The following is a 19,954-nucleotide window of genomic DNA, read 5'->3' on the forward strand; positions in this document are numbered from 1 at the left end:
GTTCTTTTCACTGTATAAATCAATACCCAATCATCAAACACGAACTTCGTATTCTTGCGGATTTCGTGTTTTAACTTTTTAAAAAATGTCTAAACTATATATCGTACCCACTCCAATTGGCAACCTCGAAGACATGACGTTTCGAGCAATACGTATTCTTAAAGAAGCCGATTTGATTTTGGCCGAGGACACCCGAACCAGTGGCAAATTGCTCAAGCATTTTGAGATTAGCACGCACATGCACAGCCATCACATGCATAATGAACACAAAACCATCGAAAACATAATTAGTCGATTGCAAGGAGGTGAAACCATCGCTTTGATTTCGGATGCAGGAACGCCCGCTATCTCGGATCCAGGTTTTTTGATTACTAGAGCTTGTATTGAAAACGGCATTGCGGTAGAATGTCTGCCAGGCGCAACCGCATTTGTCCCCGCTTTAGTCAATAGTGGTTTACCGAATGACAAATTTGTATTTGAGGGTTTTTTGCCTGACAAAAAAGGAAGACAAACCCGTTATTTGACTTTGGCCGAAGAAACGAGAACCATGATTCTTTATGTTTCTCCACACAAATTAGTAAAGACTTTAAGTGAATTTGTCACTTATTTTGGTGAAGACCGTCCCGTTTGTGTATCGAGAGAATTATCTAAAATGCATGAGGAAAACGTACGCGGAACGGTAAAAGAAGTGCTAACTCACTTTGAAAAAACCGCCCCTAGAGGCGAAATTGTAGTAGTAGTTGGCGGAAAGCCCATAACCAAAGAAACCAAAAAAAGTAAATTTTCAGATAACACTGTCGACTAAATGAAACAAACTACAGTTCATATCATTGGAGCTGGTTTGTGTGGTCTTACTCTAGCTTATTTGCTCAAGAAAAAAGGCATAAAGTCTGTAGTACTTGAGGCCAATAACCGTATTGGTGGAAGAATAGATACGCGCTATGCAGACAAAGTTGGAAGCATTGAAATGGGAGCCACTTGGTGCAACGATACCCATCATCAGCTCTTGCATTTATTACAAGAACTTAATATTTCGTATACCAAGCAATATACCACGGGAGTTTCTTTTTTTGAAACATCAAATGCCAATGAACCTCAACGTTTTTCTATTCCTGATAACGAAGCGCCTTCCTACAGAATTGATGGCGGAACCTTCCAACTAATTGCAGCTTTAGAGAATAATCTTGATTCGGGTTCGATACAGCTCAATGAAAAGGTGTGTCAAATCAAATATGACCAATCAAAAATTATCATCGAGACAACTAGTGGTAAACAAATTGAAGCAGGTTATGTAGTGAGTACTTTACCGCCCAATTTATTGGTGAGTACCGTGCAATTTGAACCAGACTTACCGATTGATTTGACAACAACCGCCCAAAAAACGCACACTTGGATGGGTGAATCTATAAAATTTGGCTTAGTCTACGAACATCCGTTCTGGAAAGAAAAAGGATATTCGGGGACGGTATTTAGCCACGTGAATTGGGTACAAGAAATGTACGACCACAGTACAAACGACAGCACTTTTTATGCATTAAAAGGTTTCCTAAATGGAGGTGCTTCAACATTAACCCCTGAAGAACGAAGACAAAAAATAGAAGACCAATTGCAACGTATTTTGGGAGACGAAGTAAAAAATGCCACCCATTATTTCGAAAAAGTTTGGAGAGAGGATCCCTATACTTTTGCACCTTACGCTTCTTTGATTATGGCGCACCAAAACAACGGGCACCCTATTTATACAACCCCACTTTTTGACAACCGCTTTTTTATTTCTGGCTCAGAAACCGCCCGCGAACATCCTGGTTATATGGAAGGAGCCATTCAAGCGGCACATTTTTGTAGTACTTTTTTTTAATTAAAAATCAATTTAATCATGACTATACCAGCTTTTTTAGAAAAATTAAAAAACACCCCAAACTCGATTACATTTCAAGAAACTATCGCAGTTATTGAAGCGCATTATACTTTTGAACCAACCGCTTTCGAAAACGGCTTACAACATAATGCTGCCAACGAGAACAACGGCTCTTGCAAATTGTTTGCTTTTGCTGAATTACAGCAGTTGTCTCAAGAAGCAACATTAGCTTGTTTTGGGGCTTATTACACTGAAGATGTATTAAAAAATCCAGAAGGCACAGACCATCAAAACATTCGTAATTTTATGAAAACGGGTTGGAATGGCATTGCTTTTTATGGAGAGTCTTTGACATTAAAACAACAATAATTCTTATTTACAGATAACGATTTTAGAAAAAAATGTTATTTATAGATAACAAAACTAGTTCTAAATATAGTCTAAAGACCATTTTAAAATGCCAACAAAAAGGCAATTTGTGGCTCTTTAACCCCGATAGCAGCGGTATCCTTTGTTTTTTTTCCTTTAAAAAAACAAAGATATAGTGGATAGCGGGACTATTGTTTCCTGAAAAAGCCTTTTGCTTTGGTTCCTAAAAAAAAATTATACGCCTAATTAACAAGTTATAAAACCTAAAATACAATGCGTTGGACACTCAAACCCAAACCCAAAGAAGAAAAAATAAATGAATTAGCGGCTGCCTTACAAGTTTCTGGAACGATTGCCTCATTATTACTGCAAAGAGGCATCTCTTCATTTGAGGAAGCCCGACAATTTTTTCGCCCCTCATTAAACGATTTGCACGACCCGTATTTGATGAAAGATATGGACAAAGCGGTGGCAAGACTTGAAAAAGCAATAGAAAAAGAGGAAAATATTTTGGTTTTTGGAGATTATGATGTGGATGGCACAACGGCTGTTTCTTTGGTTTCTGGCTATTTGAAAAGTTTTTACCCCAATGTTGCGACTTATATTCCGGATCGTTATGATGAAGGCTATGGCGTGTCGTTTAAAGGTATTGATTTTGCAGATGACAACGGTTTTTCGCTAATTATAGCGCTAGATTGTGGGATAAAATCTATTAATCACGTGGCGTATGCCAAAGAAAAGAATATCGATTTTATAATTGGCGACCACCACCGTCCTGGAGATCAATTACCTGATGCTGTAGCAATTTTAGACCCAAAACGAGAAGATTGTGACTATCCTTATGACGAATTGTGTGGTTGTGGCATTGGTTTTAAACTCATTCAAGCGTTGGCAGCAAACCGCGACCAAACCATTGATGATTTGATTCCATATCTTGACTTGGTTGCAACAGCCATTGCTGCTGATATTGTTCCAATGACTGGAGAGAATAGGGTTTTGGCACATTTTGGATTGCAAGTAATTAATAGCGATCCGCGTCCTGGAATCAAAGCCATGACACATCAACTCAAGAAAAAAACACTCGATATTACGGATGTGGTTTTTATTATTGCGCCGAGAATCAACGCTGCGGGTCGCATCAAACATGGGAATCATGCCGTAGAATTGTTGACCGAATTTGATTTTGAACAAGCCCAGCAATTTGCCTCTGAAATTGAAGCCTATAATGCCGAACGCAAAGATTTGGACCAACAAATTACGAAAGAAGCGCTGAACCAAATTAAAGAAAATGGCGAACAAAACCGATTTACTTCGGTAGTTTTTCAAGAAACTTGGCACAAAGGCGTGATTGGAATTGTCGCTTCTAGACTGATAGAAACTTACTATCGTCCTACCTTGGTGTTTACCAAAAGTGGCGATAAATATGCCGCATCTGCCCGTTCGGTAAAAGGATTTGATGTGTACAATGCGCTCGAAGCTTGCGCAGAACATTTGGAACAATTTGGAGGACACATGTATGCTGCAGGAATGACTTTAAAACCAGAAAATTATGCCGCTTTTAAGGAAGCTTTTGAAAAAGTTGTTAAAGAAACCATTGCTCCCGAATTACTACAACCCGAACTTTCTATCGACGCTGTTGTCCGTTTTGAAGAAATTACCCCTAAATTTACACGCATTTTAAAACAATTTGAGCCTTGTGGTCCTCAAAATATGACGCCCGTTTTTGTTTCCAACAATGTCTTTGATACTGGATACGGGAAACCTATGGGAAAAGAAGAAGAACATCTGAAACTATTTGTGCGTCAAAATAATTCGGAAGGAATTCCAGCAATTGGTTTTGGATTAGGAAACAAACATGAAATAGTAAAAAACAAACAACCGTTCGAAGCTGCCTATTGCATAGACGAAAACGAATGGAACGACAAAATAGAATTACAATTGCGATTGAAAGACATTAGAAACTAAAAATGAAAACAAAAAACGACCCATACGCTGCTTTGCGTTATAAAGAATTCAATACTTTTTTACTGTTACGTTTTGCTATGGTTTTTGCTTGGTCCATGCAATTTATCATTATTGAATGGCAAGTATATAGCTTAACCAAAAATCCTTTATCGCTGGGAATTATTGGCCTAATGGAAATTATTCCAGCAGTAGCTATGGCATTATTTGCGGGTCATATTGTAGATCAAAAGGAGAAAAAAAGTTTGCTCTTTAAATGTATTGCTGGTTTTTCAGTAATTAGTATTGGTTTGTTTTTATTGACTTGGCCTCCTGTTGTTTCAGATTGGAAAATGGATACTATTCTATATGCGATTTACTTTATGGTTTTTCTAGGAGGAATTGTACGTTCTTTTTTGGGACCAACCATCTTTTCGCTTTTGTCGCTAATTGTTCCAAAAAAAGTCTATTCTAACGCTGCCACTTGGAGTTCTTCTGTTTGGCAAGTTGGTTCAGTAGTAGGTCCAGCTGTAGCGGGTTTTTCTATTCATTGGATTGGTGTGCATTGGTCGTTATGCATTGTAATTGCTTTTTCAATTTTTTCAATAATCGCTTTGACACAAATTGAATCGAAACCTATTTTGAATAAGAAAATTGGAGAACCCGTTAAAGAAAGTTTGAAAGCGGGTGTGCGATTTGTATTCACCAATCCCGCCATTTTATCTTCACTTTCGCTCGATATGTTTGCGGTTTTGTTTGGCGGAGCGGTAGCCTTGTTGCCTATTTTTGCGCAAGATATTTTGAAAGTCGGTCCTGAAGGATTTGGCGTTTTGAGAGCTGCGCCAGCTGTTGGTGCCTTCATAACAATGTTTGTATCGGCTTATGTGCCTATGAATAAAAACGCGGGGATGAAACTCTTGATTGCTATTTTTGGATTTGGTGTATGTATTATCGTCTTTGGACTTTCTACTTTGTATTGGCTTTCGGTAGTTGCTTTGTTCTTTAGTGGTATTTTTGATGGTATCTCAGTGGTGATTCGCCAAACGATTTTACAACTCAAAACACCCGATGATATGCGCGGACGCGTTTCGGCAGTGAACTCCATTTTTGTAGGTTCTTCTAATGAATTGGGTGCTTTTGAAAGTGGTGTTACGGCAAAACTAATGGGAACTGTAACGGCCGTGGTTTTTGGGGGAAGTATGACGCTGCTCACCGTTTTAGTAACTGGAATAGCCTCACCTACCTTTAGGAAACTGGATTTACAAAAAGATTTAGAAGAAATAGAAAAGGCATAAAATAGAAAACCTATTTTTTGACTAAATGCCAAATATTTATCTTTTTTCGAGTAGAAAACCCCAAGGATTCGTATACGTGAATAGCGCCAACGTTTTGATCAGCAACATGCAAAAAAGGAATTTTATGTTGGTCAAAAATAGCGTTGGCAGTATGTGTTACTAACTGTTTAGCATAGCCTTTGCCTATGTGTTCTGGATGTGTAATTACAGCACTAACTTCTATAAAATGGTTCATTTGCATACGCTCACCAGTTACTGCTACTAATTGATTTTGTCTATAAATACCATAATAATTTCCCATAGCTGCGGTTTGAGGTTTAAAATACTCCGGATAAACCAAACGAACTAAACCAAGTAAATCCTCTAAATGCGCTGCTTCCAATTTGACGATGTTTTCAATTATTGGATACTGAATTTTTGAAGTCAAAATCATCTGACGGCAAAGTAGTACCCCTTTATTCTCGATGGTATTGGGAATTTCTGGTAAAGCTCCAAATAAATAAAACGAAGGTGTTAGTTGTGCATACTGCTCTAAAATAGAAACTGCATTTTCAAAAGAAGAAAAGTCCCCAAAAGGACAATAGTCAGGAAGATAAAAATGCCCATTTTGAAAATCTAATCCATACTGACTATGGCATTCTTTGACGGAATTCCCAACAGGATAATCTAATGTATCAAAATCTATTGGCTCCATATCCTTTAATTTAGTTGAATGTTTTGATTTCAAAAGTTTCACCATCAAAAACACCATAGGTGAAATAAGTAATCCAATCACCTAGATTGACATATTCAGCGTTTTCACCAACGGTATATTTCATGGGCAAATGGCGGTGTCCAAAAACTAAATAATTGTAATGCTTGGTTTCTAGTTTTCGTTTGGCATATTGAATCAACCATTCGTTGTCTTCGCCTAAAAAAGTAACATCTTCGGCGCCAGAAATTAATTTATTTTTTACCGAAAGATATTGCGCTAGTCCAACTCCAAGATCAGGATGCAACCAACGAAACAACCATTTAGAGAACGGATTGGTAAACACTTTTTTCATGCGTTTGTAGCCCAAATCTCCAGGTCCTTTTCCGTCTCCATGTCCAATCAAAAAGGTTTTTCCATGAAAAGTATATTCTTGATTGTCGTGAAAAACGGGAATATTCAGTTCTTTTTCAAAGTAATCGTTCATCCATAAATCATGGTTTCCAACGAAAAAATAAATTGGAATACCACTATCGCGAATCTCGGCCAATTTACCTAAAACGCGAACAAATCCTTTGGGTACCACGGTTTTGTATTCGAACCAAAAATCGAATAAATCACCCAGTAAAAAAATAGCTTCTGCATCTTTCTTTACTTCGTCTAGCCAAGCCACAAATTTTTGTTCTCTTGGAAAACTCAACTCAGGCGTAGGCGCACCAAAATGCTGATCAGAAGCAAAATATATTTTTTTGGAAATTGAATTCATGCAATTTAATTTGGAATTTGGTCCAAAAACTTTGGGATAAAACTTGTAATGTATCTATTCCTAGACATTATCGCTGGCAAACCATTCTGCAAAAGAAGATTCGGTTTCTTGCAATTTCAAAGAGAATAGGTTAATTCCTTCTGGCAATCTGCTTTTAATTCTTGCCGCAAAATCAACAATCATGTTCTCGCTGGTAGGCTGATAATCAACCAAAATCACATGATGTCCACGGTCTTTTAATTCTTTAGCCAATTCAACATGAGGAGTCGTTTGGTTGAAAACGGTAGCATGATCAAATTGATCGACTACTTCTTCTTTGACAATCTTTTTCAAATCGGTAAAATCAATCACCATTCCTAATTTTACGTTCGATCGATCGGTTATAGGAGAGCCAATTACGGTTACTGATAACTTGTAACTGTGTCCGTGTACATTTTTGCATTTCCCATCATAACCATACAAAGCATGACCGGTTTCGAAACTAAATTTTTTGGTGATTCTGATATTACTCATCTGTATTGAATTTGGCAGCAAATTTAAGGAATTTTAGCGGTTTTTGTCTCTTTTTTTTGCTCGGTAATACATCCAATAGGCAAATCCAACCAAAACAACGAAAGGCAAATACGAGCCAATTACCACTCCTATTTCGTAATTCTTGTCAGGAGCTTGGGCTATTTTTTTAGCTACATCTACTTTTTGAAGTAAAGAAAAAGGGGTCATTGTCTTTATTTTTTGAATTGAAGTAAAGCGTTTTTAGTAAAATCAGAAAGCACCAATTGTCCAGAAATCGCGGCACGTTCTAGCAATAAAGTTGCCCAATGATCGGTGCCTTCCCAAAATACTTTCTTGATTTCGAGTAAAGCTTGCGGATTGTAGCTGGCTAGTTGTGTGGCCATTTGTTGCACGGCTGTGTCCAAATCTGGAAGGGTTTCAAAAATAGCGGCATACAAACCTTGTTGCTGTGCCCACTCGGCCGATTTCCATTCTTGAGCCTCCAAAGTCATTTGGGACATTGCCATTTTTCCTATTTTACGACTCACTGCTGGCTCAATCACGAAAGGACCAATTCCGACGGCGAGTTCTGATAATTTGATACTAGCCTGACGAGTAGCCAAGGTATAATCACAAGCAGCTGCAATGCCTACACCACCACCAATGGCTTTTCCTTGAATGCGACCAATGATCACTTTCGGGCATACACGCATCGCATTGATAACATGCGCAAATCCCGAAAAGAAAATCGCTCCTTCGGCTTCTGTACTCACCGCTAAAAGCTCATCAAAAGAGGCACCTGCACAGAAAACGCCTGTACCTTCACTCTGTAGCACCACCACCTGAACCGCATCATTAGAACTTACTTCCTGAATCGCGGTTGTGAGTTGCTGCAAAAGGGCTTTAGGAAAAGAATTGCTGGCGGGGTGGCCAAAAGTAAGCGTAGCAATACCATTGGAAATCGTTGTGGTAAGTGTGCCTGAGGCAATCATTTGTGACATACTTTTTATTTTAGCGTAAAGTTAAAATTATTTCTATAACCCACTTCTTTTTTAACGGTGAAAGCATTTTTGTGTAGCATAAATTTGTGTATTGAATAATTAAAATACTATATTTGCGACATAGTCATGGGGATGTAGCTCAGTTGGCTAGAGTGCTTGACTGGCAGTCAAGAGGTCGTGGGTTCGAGCCCCATCTTCTCCACAAAAAAAGCCTTAGAAACGAATGTTTTTAAGGCTTTTTTATTTTTCTGCTCGTTTTCTTACTTTATAAGACACAATCCATTTGCAATATAAAATTGCTAGCAATAATAAAAATTACGAATAATTTTTATTATAATTTCAATGACTCAGTCTATAACTAAAACCTGTGTTCAAAGAGATATCAATAGGTCTAAGTGATTGATTACTTATTATTCCCAAATAATGATATTTAATCATTGGATTTATTTCAAAATTTAATCTATTCGTTAACTTATATGTAAAATATAAAGTCATGTTTGCACTACCACTTGCTCTCAGATAATCTCTAGAAGAACCTATAAAATAACTAGGTATCTCTTTAGATTTTAGTGATACTTTATTATCATTTCGTGTAGCATAGCTAAATCCTAATGCTGAGGCTATGCCAATTTTTCCTTCTTTCAATATATAATAAAATTCAATTGGAATTTCAGTATAAGTAACCCTTTTATTAAGTTCAACTTCGGTTTCATTAAAAAACTTTTGATCAATATTAAATGGAAATAAATCCTTCACAAATAGAATGTTTTGAAGATTAATAGATTGCCCCACTTGTTTCGTTATCATAGTTTGGGTCTCTAATTGTTTTTTTCCTACTCCAAAGCGAATTCCCATTCTTGAATTAAACATAAAACGAATGTATACACCATAGTTCAAATTAGAAAGACTCTTTTGAGTATACTTTCCAAATTCAGAGGTGTTGGAAGTGCCGTTTCCTGAACTGTAAAATTGATTTATTCCAACATATGGGGTAATATATAAATTAGAATAAACTCCTTTCTTTGTATTTGTAGAATCTGTTAACTGTATATTCTTGTTATCCTTAGATTTTGAACCATCAATTACTTTTACAATAGCGTCCAATTTAGAAGTGTCTTTTTCAATTGGTGCTTTGTTATTAGAAACCCAATTATCATAAGCAGTTTTCTCTTTAGTTGAATCTACTGTTTTTTCGATTGCATCTTTTAAACCTGTTTTAGGATGTTGCACAACAGTTGTTTTTCTTGTAGACATCTTTTTTCTTTTTATTGGATGCTTCGAAATTGGTATTGATTTGAATCTACTAACTAAAGTATTAGATGTTTTTTTTAATTGTTTTTTCTTTTTTATTATGAATCAATGTTTTTCAATTATTTCATATTCATCATAATCACTGTTAGAATAAACTAAACGAATAGATTTATGTGTCAACTTTTTATTTATAGTACTTATTTTTTTTGGCAATTCCATTTGACTTCTTCTCTTATCATCTTGAAATCTTTGCTCAGAATTCCTTACTGTACTAGTTTTTCTTAGTTGTGAATTAACAATGTTTTTTTTCTGAGTTTGTTGAGGATTTAAATCATAAAATTTCTCTTTATTAAGATACACAGTAGATGTCAATAACCCCAAAACAGATGTCAAAAGAAAATAAAGAAACTTCCTTTTTCTTTTTTTTCTGTGCGTCAACTCTTTATCAATAGCCAACCAAACGCTGTCACTAGGAGCTTCGTTAAGATTTTCAAGTTTTTCTCGAACTGTTAATCCAATATCTTTTCTATTTTCCATTACAGTGAATTGAAATTATATTTTTTTGTTTTTCCTTAATCTTTTGTTTCAAAATTAATTTTGCTCGATGTAAATTCGATTTTGAGGTATTTACAGAAATCGAAAGCATTTCTGCAATTTCTTGGTGAGAATAGTCATCTAATTCATATAAGTTAAAAACTAGACGATACTGATGTGGCAATTCTTGTATAATAGTTAAAAGATAATCTGCAGAAATATCTAATTCATCTTCTTCTAGAGTAGTATCACATAAACCATATTCTGGCACAGGAACATCAAATAGCTTTTTCTTATAACTATCAATTGCTTTATTGATAGTTATTCGTTTGATCCAACCTTCAAACGAGCCTCTCTTATCATACTTATGAATACTTGTGAAAATTTCAATAAAAGTATTATGCAAATTATCCTCAGCATCTGAAACATTTGCACAATATTTTAAACTCAGAGTAAAAAGCGTTTTTTTGTACAACTGATATAGCTGTTCTTGAGCTTTTCTATTCTGTCGGATACAAGATTCTATGCAATTTTCTAAATCCAATAATTTAAGATGTTTTTGACTAATTCATTAATTAGGTTTATCTGCTGTTACTTTGCTTTCTTAAAAATACCATCCAGAGTAGACTTATTTCAAATTAGCAACCTGAATTGAAAAACTGTTTTCAGAATTTCTTACCAAAGCATAGACTTTGTCATTCATGATTTCTATTTCACAAATAAATGAGAAATCATAAGTATTCCCTTCAATTATCGTTTTAATCTCTGTCATTTTATTCGTTTTTGTATCGAAATAACCCATAAAAGAACCATTTACAGGCGATTCATAAGAATCTGCTGTAGTATTCCCTGCAACAAAAATATAATGATTATACTTTGCTGTAAAAGACACTCTTACTTGACGATCGTATGGAATGCTTAGAAAAGATTTCGAACTCAAATCATAAACTTGTATGTCATTAAGTAATTTTATAGCTGGACTTGAATTCATACTCTTAACATTCTCATATCCAAAAAAGGTATAAATAGTACCTTTAATATATTCTGAACTTCCACCATTTCTATTTTTTGGCATATTATCTACAAAATCAAATGTGTTTTTTATCAAATTAAGTTTCCAGATTTTTCTATCATAATTGGGTTCAGAAGTGGTTTCACCACCTAAAAATCCCCCGATAATATAAACATCACTATCTGAAATACATGTCCCAAAGCGAGAGAAAATTTTGGGTGTGATAAATGAACCATAACGACTCCCTTTTGTTTCTTCTGTTAAATCAAGTCCATATCTATTGAATTTTTCTCCACCTAAAACATATAATTTATCCTCAAATATATGATTCCTCTTAGTTGCAAAATCTGAAACAGCACTATTTTTTATAGTAAGTTTTTGATTGGATACATTTATTTTATAAATGGTTTCTGTATTAGAAATAAACTTATCCCTACAACTCAAATACAAAACATTTTCTTTGGGATGGGCTGTAAAACCAGGCATCTGATCAACAAAGTAATTGTCTGGAATATCAATTACTTTTTTAAATACAAGTCCAGATTGAAAAACTGAAGTTGGATCCAAAGCAGCATTATTGTCTATTGGCTCATTTTGACAAGAAGTAATAATTAAAAAAAAGAACGGAAACACAACCTTTAAATAGTTCATAATTTTTGTTTTTTTAGACGGTTATAAATAGTAGTCTATGAAAAATGAAAAGGTTGCGCTTGAAAGAGAAAAATTTAATATAAATCGCGAGTTAAAAAAAATCAGAAAAATCTTTTACCTCACAAAATAAGAATTCCAACTTTATAAAATTCTAAGAAGATTTAATAGATACAAGTAAACAAAATTTTATAATAAAAACTTTTGAATTGGTTCCTAATTAAAAATCGCTCTCAAGCCCTAATCGCAGCGGCATCCCTTGCTTTTTTACTATAAAAAAAGGACTCGAAACGACTATCAATTACCAAAAAGACACAGCAACAAGTAAAAAAATTAAGTCCTCATTTCCATTTAGACGTTTTTTACAGAATACGGAATCGTTTTCGAAAAAAAAGCGTTAAAAATATTTTTCAACTATTTAATTTACAGAATTTTACATACTTAATTATGCACTTACAAAATAGCGAATCACAATCAAAATTTGTAAATTAAAGCGTAATTAAATTTTATATCAAATGAAAAATATACTAGTCGGTCTATTACTGCTTTTTATGGCAACAAGTTGTAATGAGACGTTAAAAACTACTACTTCCATTTCCAAAATGGATAAACTTTTATTAGGTAACCAACGTTTTTTAAATAATCAAACGCTGCATCCCAGACAAAATAAAAAAGCAATTTTAGCTACTGAAAATTCACAACATCCCTTTGCCGTAGTGATTACTTGCGCAGATAGCCGAGTAAGTCCTGAGATTATTTTTGACCAAGGGATTGGTGATTTATTTGTGATTCGAAATGCAGGAAACCTAATATCTGATTATGCTATGGGGAGTGTAGAATATGCTGTTGAACATTTACAAACCAAGCTTATCATTGTTTTAGGACATACTGAATGTGGTGCTATAAAAGCTTATATTGAGAATATAGGTTCAGAAAAAACAAATATGAAACACGATCATATTGAAACTATTATTAATACCATCAAAAATGAAGAGGAGGAAAAACAAATTTTGAACCCTTCTAAAAACAATATAGAAGAATGCATTAAGGCAAACATCAAACATTCGACAAATAAAATTGTGATGAATGAATTTATCAATCAAAAGAAAATTGAAGTGGTCTCAATGATTTACGATATTCACAACGGAAAAGTAAATCGTATTGATTAACCCAATTCTTTCAGCTACAACTTATATTTCCACCATTTATAAAGCCATTTTGCCTTATACACTGGTGGATTTTTGATTTGTGAACTAACCAAAGCTGTATTGGATAGCACATCAATATTGGACATCCTTCTTCTGAAAAACTAAAAGTACTATCTAGCCCTGATCGCAGCGGCATCCTTTGCTTTTTTCTTTCAAAAAGCAAAGATATAGCGTAGAGCAGGACGAGGCGTTATGATGAAAAGGAAACGATGTTGCTCCTGACCAATTATCTAAAGCTGTAAGTAAGCCCAATTGAGCCATAATAATAAGAAGTATTGACGGGGTGATTGACCTCTTTGGAACGGTAAAAAAAAGTGTACTGACAATTGAAATGGTTGTAACGGTATTTGATGCCCACGGCCGTGTGCCAGCGCCAACGAATCAGGTCTAATTCTACGGGGCTTTGCGTCCCAAAAAGGCTACCTTGAACCGTTGCATCATAGGCTTGATACTGCAAACTGGGGTGGATAAAAAAGTACAACTCCTCTGTTTTGGGAGTGCCTAAAACGCCGCCACTATAAAAATTAGAATGGGCTATGGGCTGCAAATTTTTCAAACCTATTCTAGCAAAAAAACCTGAATTAAGAGCCGTTTGCACGGTCCCTAAAGTCGCTTGCCCTTGAAAATGAACATCAAAATGAGGTGTGATTGCGCTTGGAAAAAGCTTTTGGGAAAAACGAAATTGGGTTTGCAGCGCGAAGGTGTTTTTGATTTGATTTTGCCAACCTTCCACATGGCGCAACGAAAAAGCATCGTGCAACCCGTTTTGCATTTCTTCAGCATACGAATTGGGACCTACATAACCTATTTGCACCGCACCTTGATAAACGCGATTGTTTGCCATAAAAAACGTTTGATTGGCTTCGCCAAACAAATAACCCGCAAAAGGGCGATCGTTGACTTTAATGGCGTTGGCCAATCGAGTCCTGGGAGTGTAAATGTATTGTGCTAATCGGAATTCGGTGGTTTTTTTGAGCAAACTAACCGACGATTTAGCATTTAAACAACTATAAAACAGTGTAATTCCATTAGTATAATAGCGATCATTTTTTACCGAAGCATACAAATCATTGTCGAGCTCTACTCCCACTTGCTTCCTATCGAAAGTTTGAGCAGATCCCAAAAAATGAGTCCCTAACAGCAGCAAAAACAAGAATTTTACTGTTCTCATTTGTAGTTTATAGTGCCAACATGTGCCATTACGCGAACGATTTTGGCCTTTCGATTGTTGATGTAAGAAGAGGAACTTGTGGCTTTGTATTTGCGTGGGTTGGGTAAAATAGCAGCAATTCCTGCGGCTTGCATTTTGGTCAAACTCGAAGCGTCTTTTCGGTACCAATATTGGGTGGCTGCATGCGCTCCATACACTCCATCGCCCATTTCGATGCTGTTCAAATAGACTTCCATGATGCGTTTTTTACCCCAAATCATTTCGATTAGTACGGTAAAATAAGCTTCTAATCCTTTGCGCAAGTAACTTCTACCTTGCCATAAAAAGACATTTTTGGCGGTTTGCTGCGAAATGGTGCTTCCGCCTTTTATTTTTCGTCCTCTCTCGTTGCTTTTATAGGCTTTTTGCATCGCCAAAAAATCAAATCCATTGTGGATCAAAAAGGTACCATCTTCACTAGCGATTACGGCTTTTTGCAAATTCATAGAAATGTTTTCGATGGGTTCCCAGTCGTGACTAAAATGATTCTCTTTTCCGTCGGCTACATTTTCAAAATAACGAATCACCATAAGCGGTGTAAAAGGAATGGGAACGAATTTAAACACTACCACACTAAAGATAGAAAGCCCAAAAAACCAAAGCATGGCTTTGAAAAGAAAGCGTTTCACTTTACTTCCAAAACTAGATTCTTGTTTCTTGACCGGTTTTTTTGGAGTTGCTTTTTTTGAAGTAATCTTGGTTGCCATTATACTAAATCTGCTAATTCGGTTCCTATTAAACTGCCAATTGCCACACCCATTCCGCCCATACGAACCCCACAATAAACATTTTGGGACAGATTCGTTACTATGGGATTCTTGCTTGCGCCTATGCCCATAATACCGCTCCAACGGTGTGCAATTTCAATATCTTGATTTGGCAAAATTACTTCTTTTAATAATTGTTCCAATTTTTTTTGAATAATTTCGGTTTGCCCCATTTCGGTGGTGGTTTCTTCTTCAAAAGCTAAGTTTCGTCCTCCACCTAATAAAATTCGGTCACCGATATTTCTAAAATAATAATACCCGCGATCCAAATGAAAAGTCCCTTTGATGTCCAGATTCGGAATAGGTTCTGTAATCAGCACCTGAGCTCGTGCGGGTTTTACTTGACCTTGTGTCAATTCTGCTGCAAAACCGTTGGTCGCAAACAATAACTTTTGGGTTGCAAAACTAAAATCACCCAAAGCTACTTCAACACCTGAACCCTTATCCTCAAACCCCGTAACCGTTTGCTGATTCAGAATCAAAATATTGGCCGCTACGGCTTGACGCAACAACTCTTGCATCATATTTCCGGTATCAATTTGTCCTTCAAAAGGATTAAAAATCAAGTATTCTTTTGTCCCTTTAAATCCAAAACGGTCCACTTCCTTGGTAAAAACACCACCTCTAAAAATAGGATTCAGAATTTCATTGACAAACGCCATTTTATTGACACACTCAACATACAAACTTTCTTCGTCTTCCAAAAACAATTCATAGCCGCCAAAAGGCTTGTAATCCAAAACCGCATCAGGAATCCGTTTGCGCAACAATTGCAAACCCGACCAACGCTTTTGCACCAAAGCAATTACCTCTTCTTCGGTATGTGTTTTTAAATCTTCTACAATCTCCGAAAGACTTCCAAAACAAGCAAACCCAGCGTTTTTTGTACTCGCACCTTGCGGCAACATTCCTTTCTCTAGCACCAATATCTTGGCAGCAGGAAATCGCTCTCTCAATCGCAATGCAGCGTGCAAACCCACAATCCCACTGCCCACAATCGTATAATCTACATCAGTAAACCAGTTTTTTATTTCCCAATAACTCAAATGCATATTTCGAAAATTTTTATAAAAATAGGTATTTTTTGGAGCTATTTCCAGCTGTCCACTGTATCTTTTCTATTTTAAAGAAAAATAGAAAAGGATGCCGTTCCCATCTGGGCTAAAACTAAGTGCACCACAAGATATTTGCTTTTGAAAGTTTTAGCCACGTATGCACGAATAAATACAAATTTGATTTTATTCTTAATTTCAAATAACTACTCAGCTTGTCTTGCTTTCAATTGGCTCCAGCTTTAGCTGGAGTTATAGGGATTAATTGTATTGGCTTTTGCCAAATAAAAGCACCTAATTTTGGCTAAAGCCTTTAAAATTTTCAAATTTCACCCCTCCAACTAAAGTTGGAGGCAATTAATGTCCAAAAAAACACCTGAATAGTTACATTTTCACGAATCTATTAATACTATATGTACTTCGATTAGTGTCATTCATACCTACCTTCTTTTTTAAAGCGAACGCTCAGCAATCCAAAACAAGTCGATTTAAATGATTATTTTTACGGTATTAAAAAATAAAGTAATGAAAAAGATTCTTTTATTAACCCTATCCCTGATGAGTTTGACAACAATGGCTCAAAACACACTGACTCCCGAGCTGCTCTGGAAACTAGGTCGCGTAACACCTCTAGGCCTTTCAAAAGACGGAAAAAACGTTATTTATAAAGTTAGTACACCCTCAGTAGCCGAGAACAAATCCAGCTCTAAGTTGTATTCACTTTCCATCGAAGGCGGAAATGCCACTGAAATTAAAGACACCAAAGGTCTGCTAAACGACAAAAACACCTCGCCAGACGGAAAATATCTTGTTTATAACGAAGAAGTAAAAATCGACAAAGTACACGGAAAAGATTTCTATCCTGAACTAGAAAAATCAAATGTACAAATCTACAACGGACTCGATTACCGCCATTGGGACACTTGGAATGAAGGTAAATTCAACCACGTTTTTTACAAAGAAAATAAAGAAGGTGCCACTGGAATAGATATCCTAAAAGGAGAAAATTTCGATAGCCCACAAAAACCTTTTGGTGGCGACGAAGATTATATTTGGTCACCAGACAGCAAAAGCATTTTGTACGTATGCAAGAAAAAATCAGGCACTCAATATGCCATTTCTACGAATACAGATATTTATGAATACCAACTCGAATCCGGCAAAACCATCAACCGAACTGAAGGCAATTTAGGGTACGACACAGCACCACAATTCTCTCAAGCGGGTCACTTGACTTGGTTGCAAATGAAACGTGATGGCTATGAAGCCGATAAAAACGACATCATTGTAGATTTCAAAGACCTCAAAATGAATCTTACCGCCAATTGGGACGGAAGTGTAGACCAATTTATGTGGAGTCCAGACGGAAAAAATGTCTACTTTGTAGCTGCCGTAGACGGTACCAAACAATTGTTTGTAGTGAACTTCCCCGGAATGACTAGAATTGCAGTAACGGTACGCCAAATTACCAATGGTGATTTTGATGTAAGTGATATTATTGGCTTTTCTGGCGACCAAGTCTTGGTCACTAGAACCGATATGAATCACGCTGCTGAAATTTTTTCTTATAATCTAAAGAAAAACATTTGGAAACAATTGTCTAATGTCAATACAGCAACGTACAACACTTTGACTTTAAGCAAAACCGAACGTCGCTATGTTACCACAACCGATGGCAAAAAAATGTTGGTTTGGGTGATTTTACCTCCAAATTTCGATGCAACTAAAAAATATCCAACGTTATTATACTGCCAAGGTGGACCACAATCTCCCTTAACACAAAGCTATTCTTTCCGTTGGAATTTCTCTCTGATGGCGGCTCAAGGCTATGTAGTGGTAGCTCCAAACCGTAGAGGAATGTACGGCCACGGACAAGAATGGAACGAAAAAATATCTGGAGATTGGGGAGGACAAGTGATGGACGATTATTTATCAGCCATTGATGACGTAGCCAAAGAATCGTATGTAGACAAATCACGTCTGGGTTGTGTAGGCGCTAGTTACGGTGGCTATTCTGTGTTTTATTTGGCTGGAATTCACAACAATCGTTTCAAGACTTTTATAGCTCATGATGGTGTTTTCAATACGCAGAGTATGTTTGGCACCACCGAAGAAGTCTTCTTTAACAACTGGGATTTTGGAGGAGCGTATTGGGAAAAAGATAATAAAGTGGCGCAAAAAGCCTACACTACTTTTAACCCAATAACATTGGTAGACAAATGGAATACCCCTATTTTGATTATACAAGGAGGTATTGATTTTAGAGTACCAATTGGCCAATCGCAAGAAGCCTTTCAAGCGGCACAATTAAGAGGTGTCAAAAGTCGCTTTTTGTACTTCCCTGAAGAAAACCACTGGGTATTGAAACCACAAAATGCCCAAGTTTGGCAAAGAGAATTCTACAAATGGTTGAAAGAAACCTTATAGTAACCCACAAAAAAACCTCGCAAATTGCGAGGTTTTTTTATAGTAATTTTTTTCCATCTATTCTGGATCATTCATTTTAAAAGAATCCATAAAGGCAGTAGTGTAATCTCCTGCTATATAACGAGGATCATCCATTAACTGTCTGTGAAAAGGAATAGTAGTTTTAATTCCTTCAATTACGAATTCATCCAAAGCTCTACGCATTTTGCTGATGGCTTCTTCACGAGTTTGCGCAGTAGTAATCAACTTTGCAATCATCGAATCGTAATTTGGTGGAATAGTATATCCAGAATAAACGTGAGTATCTAAACGAACTCCGTGTCCGCCTGGCATATGTAAGGTGGTGATTTTTCCTGGAGAAGGACGGAAATCATTGTAAGGATCTTCCGCATTGATACGACATTCGATAGCGTGTAAATTTGGAAAATAATTTTTTCCTGAAATTGGCACTCCTGCCGCTACTAATATTTGCTCACGAATCAAGTCATAATCTACTACTTGTTCAGTGATTGGGTGTTCTACTTGGATACGAGTATTCATTTCCATAAAGTAGAAATTACGGTGTTTGTCTACTAAAAATTCAACTGTTCCAGCGCCTTCGTATTTAATGTATTCTGCAGCTTTTACAGCAGCTTCACCCATTTTAGCACGCAACTCATCAGTCATAAACGGAGATGGAGTCTCTTCAGTTAATTTTTGGTGACGACGTTGTACCGAACAATCTCTTTCCGAAAGGTGACAAGCTTTACCGTAAGCATCTCCCACTACTTGAATTTCAATATGACGTGGCTCTTCGATTAATTTCTCTAAATACATTCCGTCATTACCGAAAGCAGCTGCCGATTCTTGTCGTGCGCCTTCCCAAGCTTTTAATAAATCTTCTTCTTTCCAAACGGCACGCATCCCTTTTCCACCACCACCAGCAGTTGCTTTCAACATAACTGGATATCCAAATTGATTGGCCAATTCAGCGGCTTGTTCGTAAGATTCTAAAATTCCAACAGAACCTGGTACACAAGGTACTCCTGCTTCGATCATGGTTGATTTTGCTGAAGCTTTATCACCCATACGATCAATCATTTCAGGAGCAGCCCCAATAAATTTGATGCCGTGTTCTTGGCATATTTTTGAAAACTTAGCGTTTTCAGAAAGAAAACCATATCCTGGATGTATGGCATCGGCATTAGTAATTTCTGCTGCAGCAATAATATTTGACATTTTAAGGTATGACAAATTACTTGGTGGAGGCCCGATACAAACGGCTTCATCAGCAAATTTTACGTGTAAACTTTCAGCATCTGCAGTAGAGTAAACCGCTACTGTTTTGATTCCCATTTCTCTACACGTTCTAATAACCCTAAGAGCAATCTCTCCTCTATTTGCTATTAATATTTTTTTAAACATCTTGTTTTTTTTAAAATTACAAATTCCA

The 19,954-nt window shown here is 36.4% G+C and carries 20 protein-coding genes and 1 tRNA gene; 8 read left to right on the top strand and 13 right to left on the bottom strand.

The features are described from left to right. Positions 1-85 precede the first annotated feature (85 nt). The 5 genes from rsmI to WFZ86_RS06625 all read left to right on the top strand — a co-directional run bounded on the left by rsmI (position 86) and on the right by WFZ86_RS06625 (position 5,463). Positions 86-805: a 16S rRNA (cytidine(1402)-2'-O)-methyltransferase gene (rsmI, locus tag WFZ86_RS06605; protein ID WP_342691207.1), complete on the top strand. Its 720-nt coding sequence runs from the start codon at positions 86-88 to the stop codon at positions 803-805. Next, positions 806-1,858 carry a flavin monoamine oxidase family protein gene (locus WFZ86_RS06610; RefSeq protein ID WP_342691208.1) on the top strand — a complete coding sequence of 351 codons (1,053 nt, stop codon included), beginning with the start codon at positions 806-808 and terminating at the stop codon, positions 1,856-1,858. An 18-nt stretch (positions 1,859-1,876) separates the two neighbouring features. After that, positions 1,877-2,227, top strand: coding sequence for a HopJ type III effector protein (locus WFZ86_RS06615; RefSeq protein ID WP_342691209.1), 351 nt, complete (start codon positions 1,877-1,879; stop codon positions 2,225-2,227). 273 nt (positions 2,228-2,500) lie between these two features. Then, the gene (gene recJ, locus WFZ86_RS06620) at positions 2,501-4,192 is read left to right on the top strand and encodes a single-stranded-DNA-specific exonuclease RecJ (RefSeq protein WP_342691210.1); all 1,692 of its coding nucleotides are present in this window, start codon (positions 2,501-2,503) and stop codon (positions 4,190-4,192) included. Between the two features lie 2 nt (positions 4,193-4,194). After that, positions 4,195-5,463, top strand: a complete 1,269-nt coding sequence (locus WFZ86_RS06625; protein WP_342691211.1) for an MFS transporter — start codon at positions 4,195-4,197, stop codon at positions 5,461-5,463. A gap of 10 nt (positions 5,464-5,473) precedes the next feature. On the opposite strand, the gene WFZ86_RS06630 is transcribed toward WFZ86_RS06625, so the two are convergent. The 5 genes from WFZ86_RS06630 to WFZ86_RS06650 are packed head-to-tail and all read right to left on the bottom strand — an operon-like array spanning position 5,474 to position 8,413. Beyond that, positions 5,474-6,157, bottom strand: coding sequence for a GNAT family N-acetyltransferase (locus WFZ86_RS06630; protein ID WP_342691212.1), 684 nt, complete (start codon positions 6,155-6,157; stop codon positions 5,474-5,476). Between the two features lie 10 nt (positions 6,158-6,167). Continuing rightward, complete coding sequence (locus WFZ86_RS06635; RefSeq protein ID WP_342691213.1) at positions 6,168-6,920, bottom strand: UDP-2,3-diacylglucosamine diphosphatase; 753 nt, start codon at positions 6,918-6,920, stop codon at positions 6,168-6,170. Between the two features lie 60 nt (positions 6,921-6,980). Next, positions 6,981-7,433 (bottom strand): 6-pyruvoyl trahydropterin synthase family protein, encoded by a 453-nt coding sequence (locus WFZ86_RS06640; RefSeq protein ID WP_315172855.1) that lies wholly within the window; start codon positions 7,431-7,433, stop codon positions 6,981-6,983. Positions 7,434-7,466: 33 nt separating this feature from the next. Further along, positions 7,467-7,640 carry a hypothetical protein gene (locus tag WFZ86_RS06645; RefSeq protein ID WP_342691214.1) on the bottom strand — a complete coding sequence of 58 codons (174 nt, stop codon included), beginning with the start codon at positions 7,638-7,640 and terminating at the stop codon, positions 7,467-7,469. A gap of 5 nt (positions 7,641-7,645) precedes the next feature. Continuing rightward, the gene (locus WFZ86_RS06650) at positions 7,646-8,413 is read right to left on the bottom strand and encodes an enoyl-CoA hydratase/isomerase family protein (RefSeq protein ID WP_342691215.1); all 768 of its coding nucleotides are present in this window, start codon (positions 8,411-8,413) and stop codon (positions 7,646-7,648) included. 128 nt (positions 8,414-8,541) lie between these two features. Between WFZ86_RS06650 and WFZ86_RS06655 the strand changes: the two genes are divergently transcribed. Continuing rightward, positions 8,542-8,615: transfer RNA gene (locus tag WFZ86_RS06655), tRNA-Ala, on the top strand. A gap of 137 nt (positions 8,616-8,752) precedes the next feature. On the opposite strand, the gene WFZ86_RS06660 is transcribed toward WFZ86_RS06655, so the two are convergent. The 4 genes from WFZ86_RS06660 to WFZ86_RS06675 form a co-directional block, all read right to left on the bottom strand. Beyond that, positions 8,753-9,667, bottom strand: coding sequence for a porin family protein (locus WFZ86_RS06660; protein ID WP_342691216.1), 915 nt, complete (start codon positions 9,665-9,667; stop codon positions 8,753-8,755). A gap of 102 nt (positions 9,668-9,769) precedes the next feature. Beyond that, positions 9,770-10,201, bottom strand: coding sequence for a hypothetical protein (locus tag WFZ86_RS06665; protein ID WP_342691217.1), 432 nt, complete (start codon positions 10,199-10,201; stop codon positions 9,770-9,772). Continuing rightward, complete coding sequence (locus WFZ86_RS06670; RefSeq protein WP_342691218.1) at positions 10,191-10,742, bottom strand: RNA polymerase sigma factor; 552 nt, start codon at positions 10,740-10,742, stop codon at positions 10,191-10,193. The genes WFZ86_RS06665 and WFZ86_RS06670 overlap by 11 nt, the downstream gene beginning before the upstream one ends. Positions 10,743-10,826: 84 nt before the next feature. Next, positions 10,827-11,861, bottom strand: a complete 1,035-nt coding sequence (locus tag WFZ86_RS06675; RefSeq protein WP_342691219.1) for a Kelch repeat-containing protein — start codon at positions 11,859-11,861, stop codon at positions 10,827-10,829. A gap of 512 nt (positions 11,862-12,373) precedes the next feature. On the opposite strand from WFZ86_RS06675, the gene WFZ86_RS06680 reads away from it, so the two are divergent. Beyond that, positions 12,374-13,027 carry a carbonic anhydrase gene (locus tag WFZ86_RS06680; RefSeq protein ID WP_342691220.1) on the top strand — a complete coding sequence of 218 codons (654 nt, stop codon included), beginning with the start codon at positions 12,374-12,376 and terminating at the stop codon, positions 13,025-13,027. 265 nt (positions 13,028-13,292) lie between these two features. Here WFZ86_RS06680 and WFZ86_RS06685 read toward each other — a convergent pair whose 3' ends face one another. From WFZ86_RS06685 to WFZ86_RS06695, 3 genes are read right to left on the bottom strand one after another with little or no spacing between them, the layout of a single operon-like run. Beyond that, positions 13,293-14,237: a lipid A deacylase LpxR family protein gene (locus WFZ86_RS06685; protein ID WP_342691221.1), complete on the bottom strand. Its 945-nt coding sequence runs from the start codon at positions 14,235-14,237 to the stop codon at positions 13,293-13,295. Next, positions 14,234-14,983, bottom strand: a complete 750-nt coding sequence (gene mtgA, locus WFZ86_RS06690; RefSeq protein WP_342691222.1) for a monofunctional biosynthetic peptidoglycan transglycosylase — start codon at positions 14,981-14,983, stop codon at positions 14,234-14,236. The genes WFZ86_RS06685 and mtgA overlap by 4 nt, the downstream gene beginning before the upstream one ends. Continuing rightward, positions 14,983-16,095, bottom strand: a complete 1,113-nt coding sequence (locus WFZ86_RS06695; RefSeq protein ID WP_342691223.1) for an NAD(P)/FAD-dependent oxidoreductase — start codon at positions 16,093-16,095, stop codon at positions 14,983-14,985. Before WFZ86_RS06695 ends, mtgA begins: the two co-directional genes overlap by 1 nt. 525 nt (positions 16,096-16,620) lie before the next feature. On the opposite strand from WFZ86_RS06695, the gene WFZ86_RS06700 reads away from it, so the two are divergent. Further along, on the top strand, positions 16,621-18,522 hold the full coding sequence (locus WFZ86_RS06700; protein ID WP_342691224.1) for a S9 family peptidase: 1,902 nt from the start codon (positions 16,621-16,623) through the stop codon (positions 18,520-18,522). Positions 18,523-18,579: 57 nt separating this feature from the next. Here WFZ86_RS06700 and accC read toward each other — a convergent pair whose 3' ends face one another. Next, entirely contained in the window at positions 18,580-19,926 is a 1,347-nt protein-coding gene (accC, locus tag WFZ86_RS06705) for an acetyl-CoA carboxylase biotin carboxylase subunit (RefSeq protein ID WP_315172836.1), read from the bottom strand. Between the last annotated feature and the right edge of the window lie 28 nt (positions 19,927-19,954).

This window comes from Flavobacterium polysaccharolyticum, from assembly GCF_038739875.1.
GTDB lineage: Bacteria > Bacteroidota > Bacteroidia > Flavobacteriales > Flavobacteriaceae > Flavobacterium > Flavobacterium polysaccharolyticum.

Coding starts and splice junctions, on each gene's coding strand:
- recJ (WP_342691210.1), top strand. CDS start 2,501: ATGCGTTGGACACTCAAACCCAAACCCAAAGAAGAAAAAATAAATGAA.
- WFZ86_RS06645 (WP_342691214.1), bottom strand. CDS start 7,640: ATGACCCCTTTTTCTTTACTTCAAAAAGTAGATGTAGCTAAAAAAATA.
- WFZ86_RS06665 (WP_342691217.1), bottom strand. CDS start 10,201: ATGGAAAATAGAAAAGATATTGGATTAACAGTTCGAGAAAAACTTGAA.
- WFZ86_RS06635 (WP_342691213.1), bottom strand. CDS start 6,920: ATGAATTCAATTTCCAAAAAAATATATTTTGCTTCTGATCAGCATTTT.
- accC (WP_315172836.1), bottom strand. CDS start 19,926: ATGTTTAAAAAAATATTAATAGCAAATAGAGGAGAGATTGCTCTTAGG.
- WFZ86_RS06680 (WP_342691220.1), top strand. CDS start 12,374: ATGAAAAATATACTAGTCGGTCTATTACTGCTTTTTATGGCAACAAGT.
- rsmI (WP_342691207.1), top strand. CDS start 86: ATGTCTAAACTATATATCGTACCCACTCCAATTGGCAACCTCGAAGAC.
- WFZ86_RS06685 (WP_342691221.1), bottom strand. CDS start 14,237: ATGAGAACAGTAAAATTCTTGTTTTTGCTGCTGTTAGGGACTCATTTT.
- WFZ86_RS06675 (WP_342691219.1), bottom strand. CDS start 11,861: ATGAACTATTTAAAGGTTGTGTTTCCGTTCTTTTTTTTAATTATTACT.
- WFZ86_RS06700 (WP_342691224.1), top strand. CDS start 16,621: ATGAAAAAGATTCTTTTATTAACCCTATCCCTGATGAGTTTGACAACA.
- WFZ86_RS06610 (WP_342691208.1), top strand. CDS start 806: ATGAAACAAACTACAGTTCATATCATTGGAGCTGGTTTGTGTGGTCTT.
- WFZ86_RS06625 (WP_342691211.1), top strand. CDS start 4,195: ATGAAAACAAAAAACGACCCATACGCTGCTTTGCGTTATAAAGAATTC.
- WFZ86_RS06660 (WP_342691216.1), bottom strand. CDS start 9,667: ATGTCTACAAGAAAAACAACTGTTGTGCAACATCCTAAAACAGGTTTA.
- WFZ86_RS06695 (WP_342691223.1), bottom strand. CDS start 16,095: ATGCATTTGAGTTATTGGGAAATAAAAAACTGGTTTACTGATGTAGAT.
- WFZ86_RS06650 (WP_342691215.1), bottom strand. CDS start 8,413: ATGTCACAAATGATTGCCTCAGGCACACTTACCACAACGATTTCCAAT.
- mtgA (WP_342691222.1), bottom strand. CDS start 14,983: ATGGCAACCAAGATTACTTCAAAAAAAGCAACTCCAAAAAAACCGGTC.
- WFZ86_RS06630 (WP_342691212.1), bottom strand. CDS start 6,157: ATGGAGCCAATAGATTTTGATACATTAGATTATCCTGTTGGGAATTCC.
- WFZ86_RS06615 (WP_342691209.1), top strand. CDS start 1,877: ATGACTATACCAGCTTTTTTAGAAAAATTAAAAAACACCCCAAACTCG.
- WFZ86_RS06640 (WP_315172855.1), bottom strand. CDS start 7,433: ATGAGTAATATCAGAATCACCAAAAAATTTAGTTTCGAAACCGGTCAT.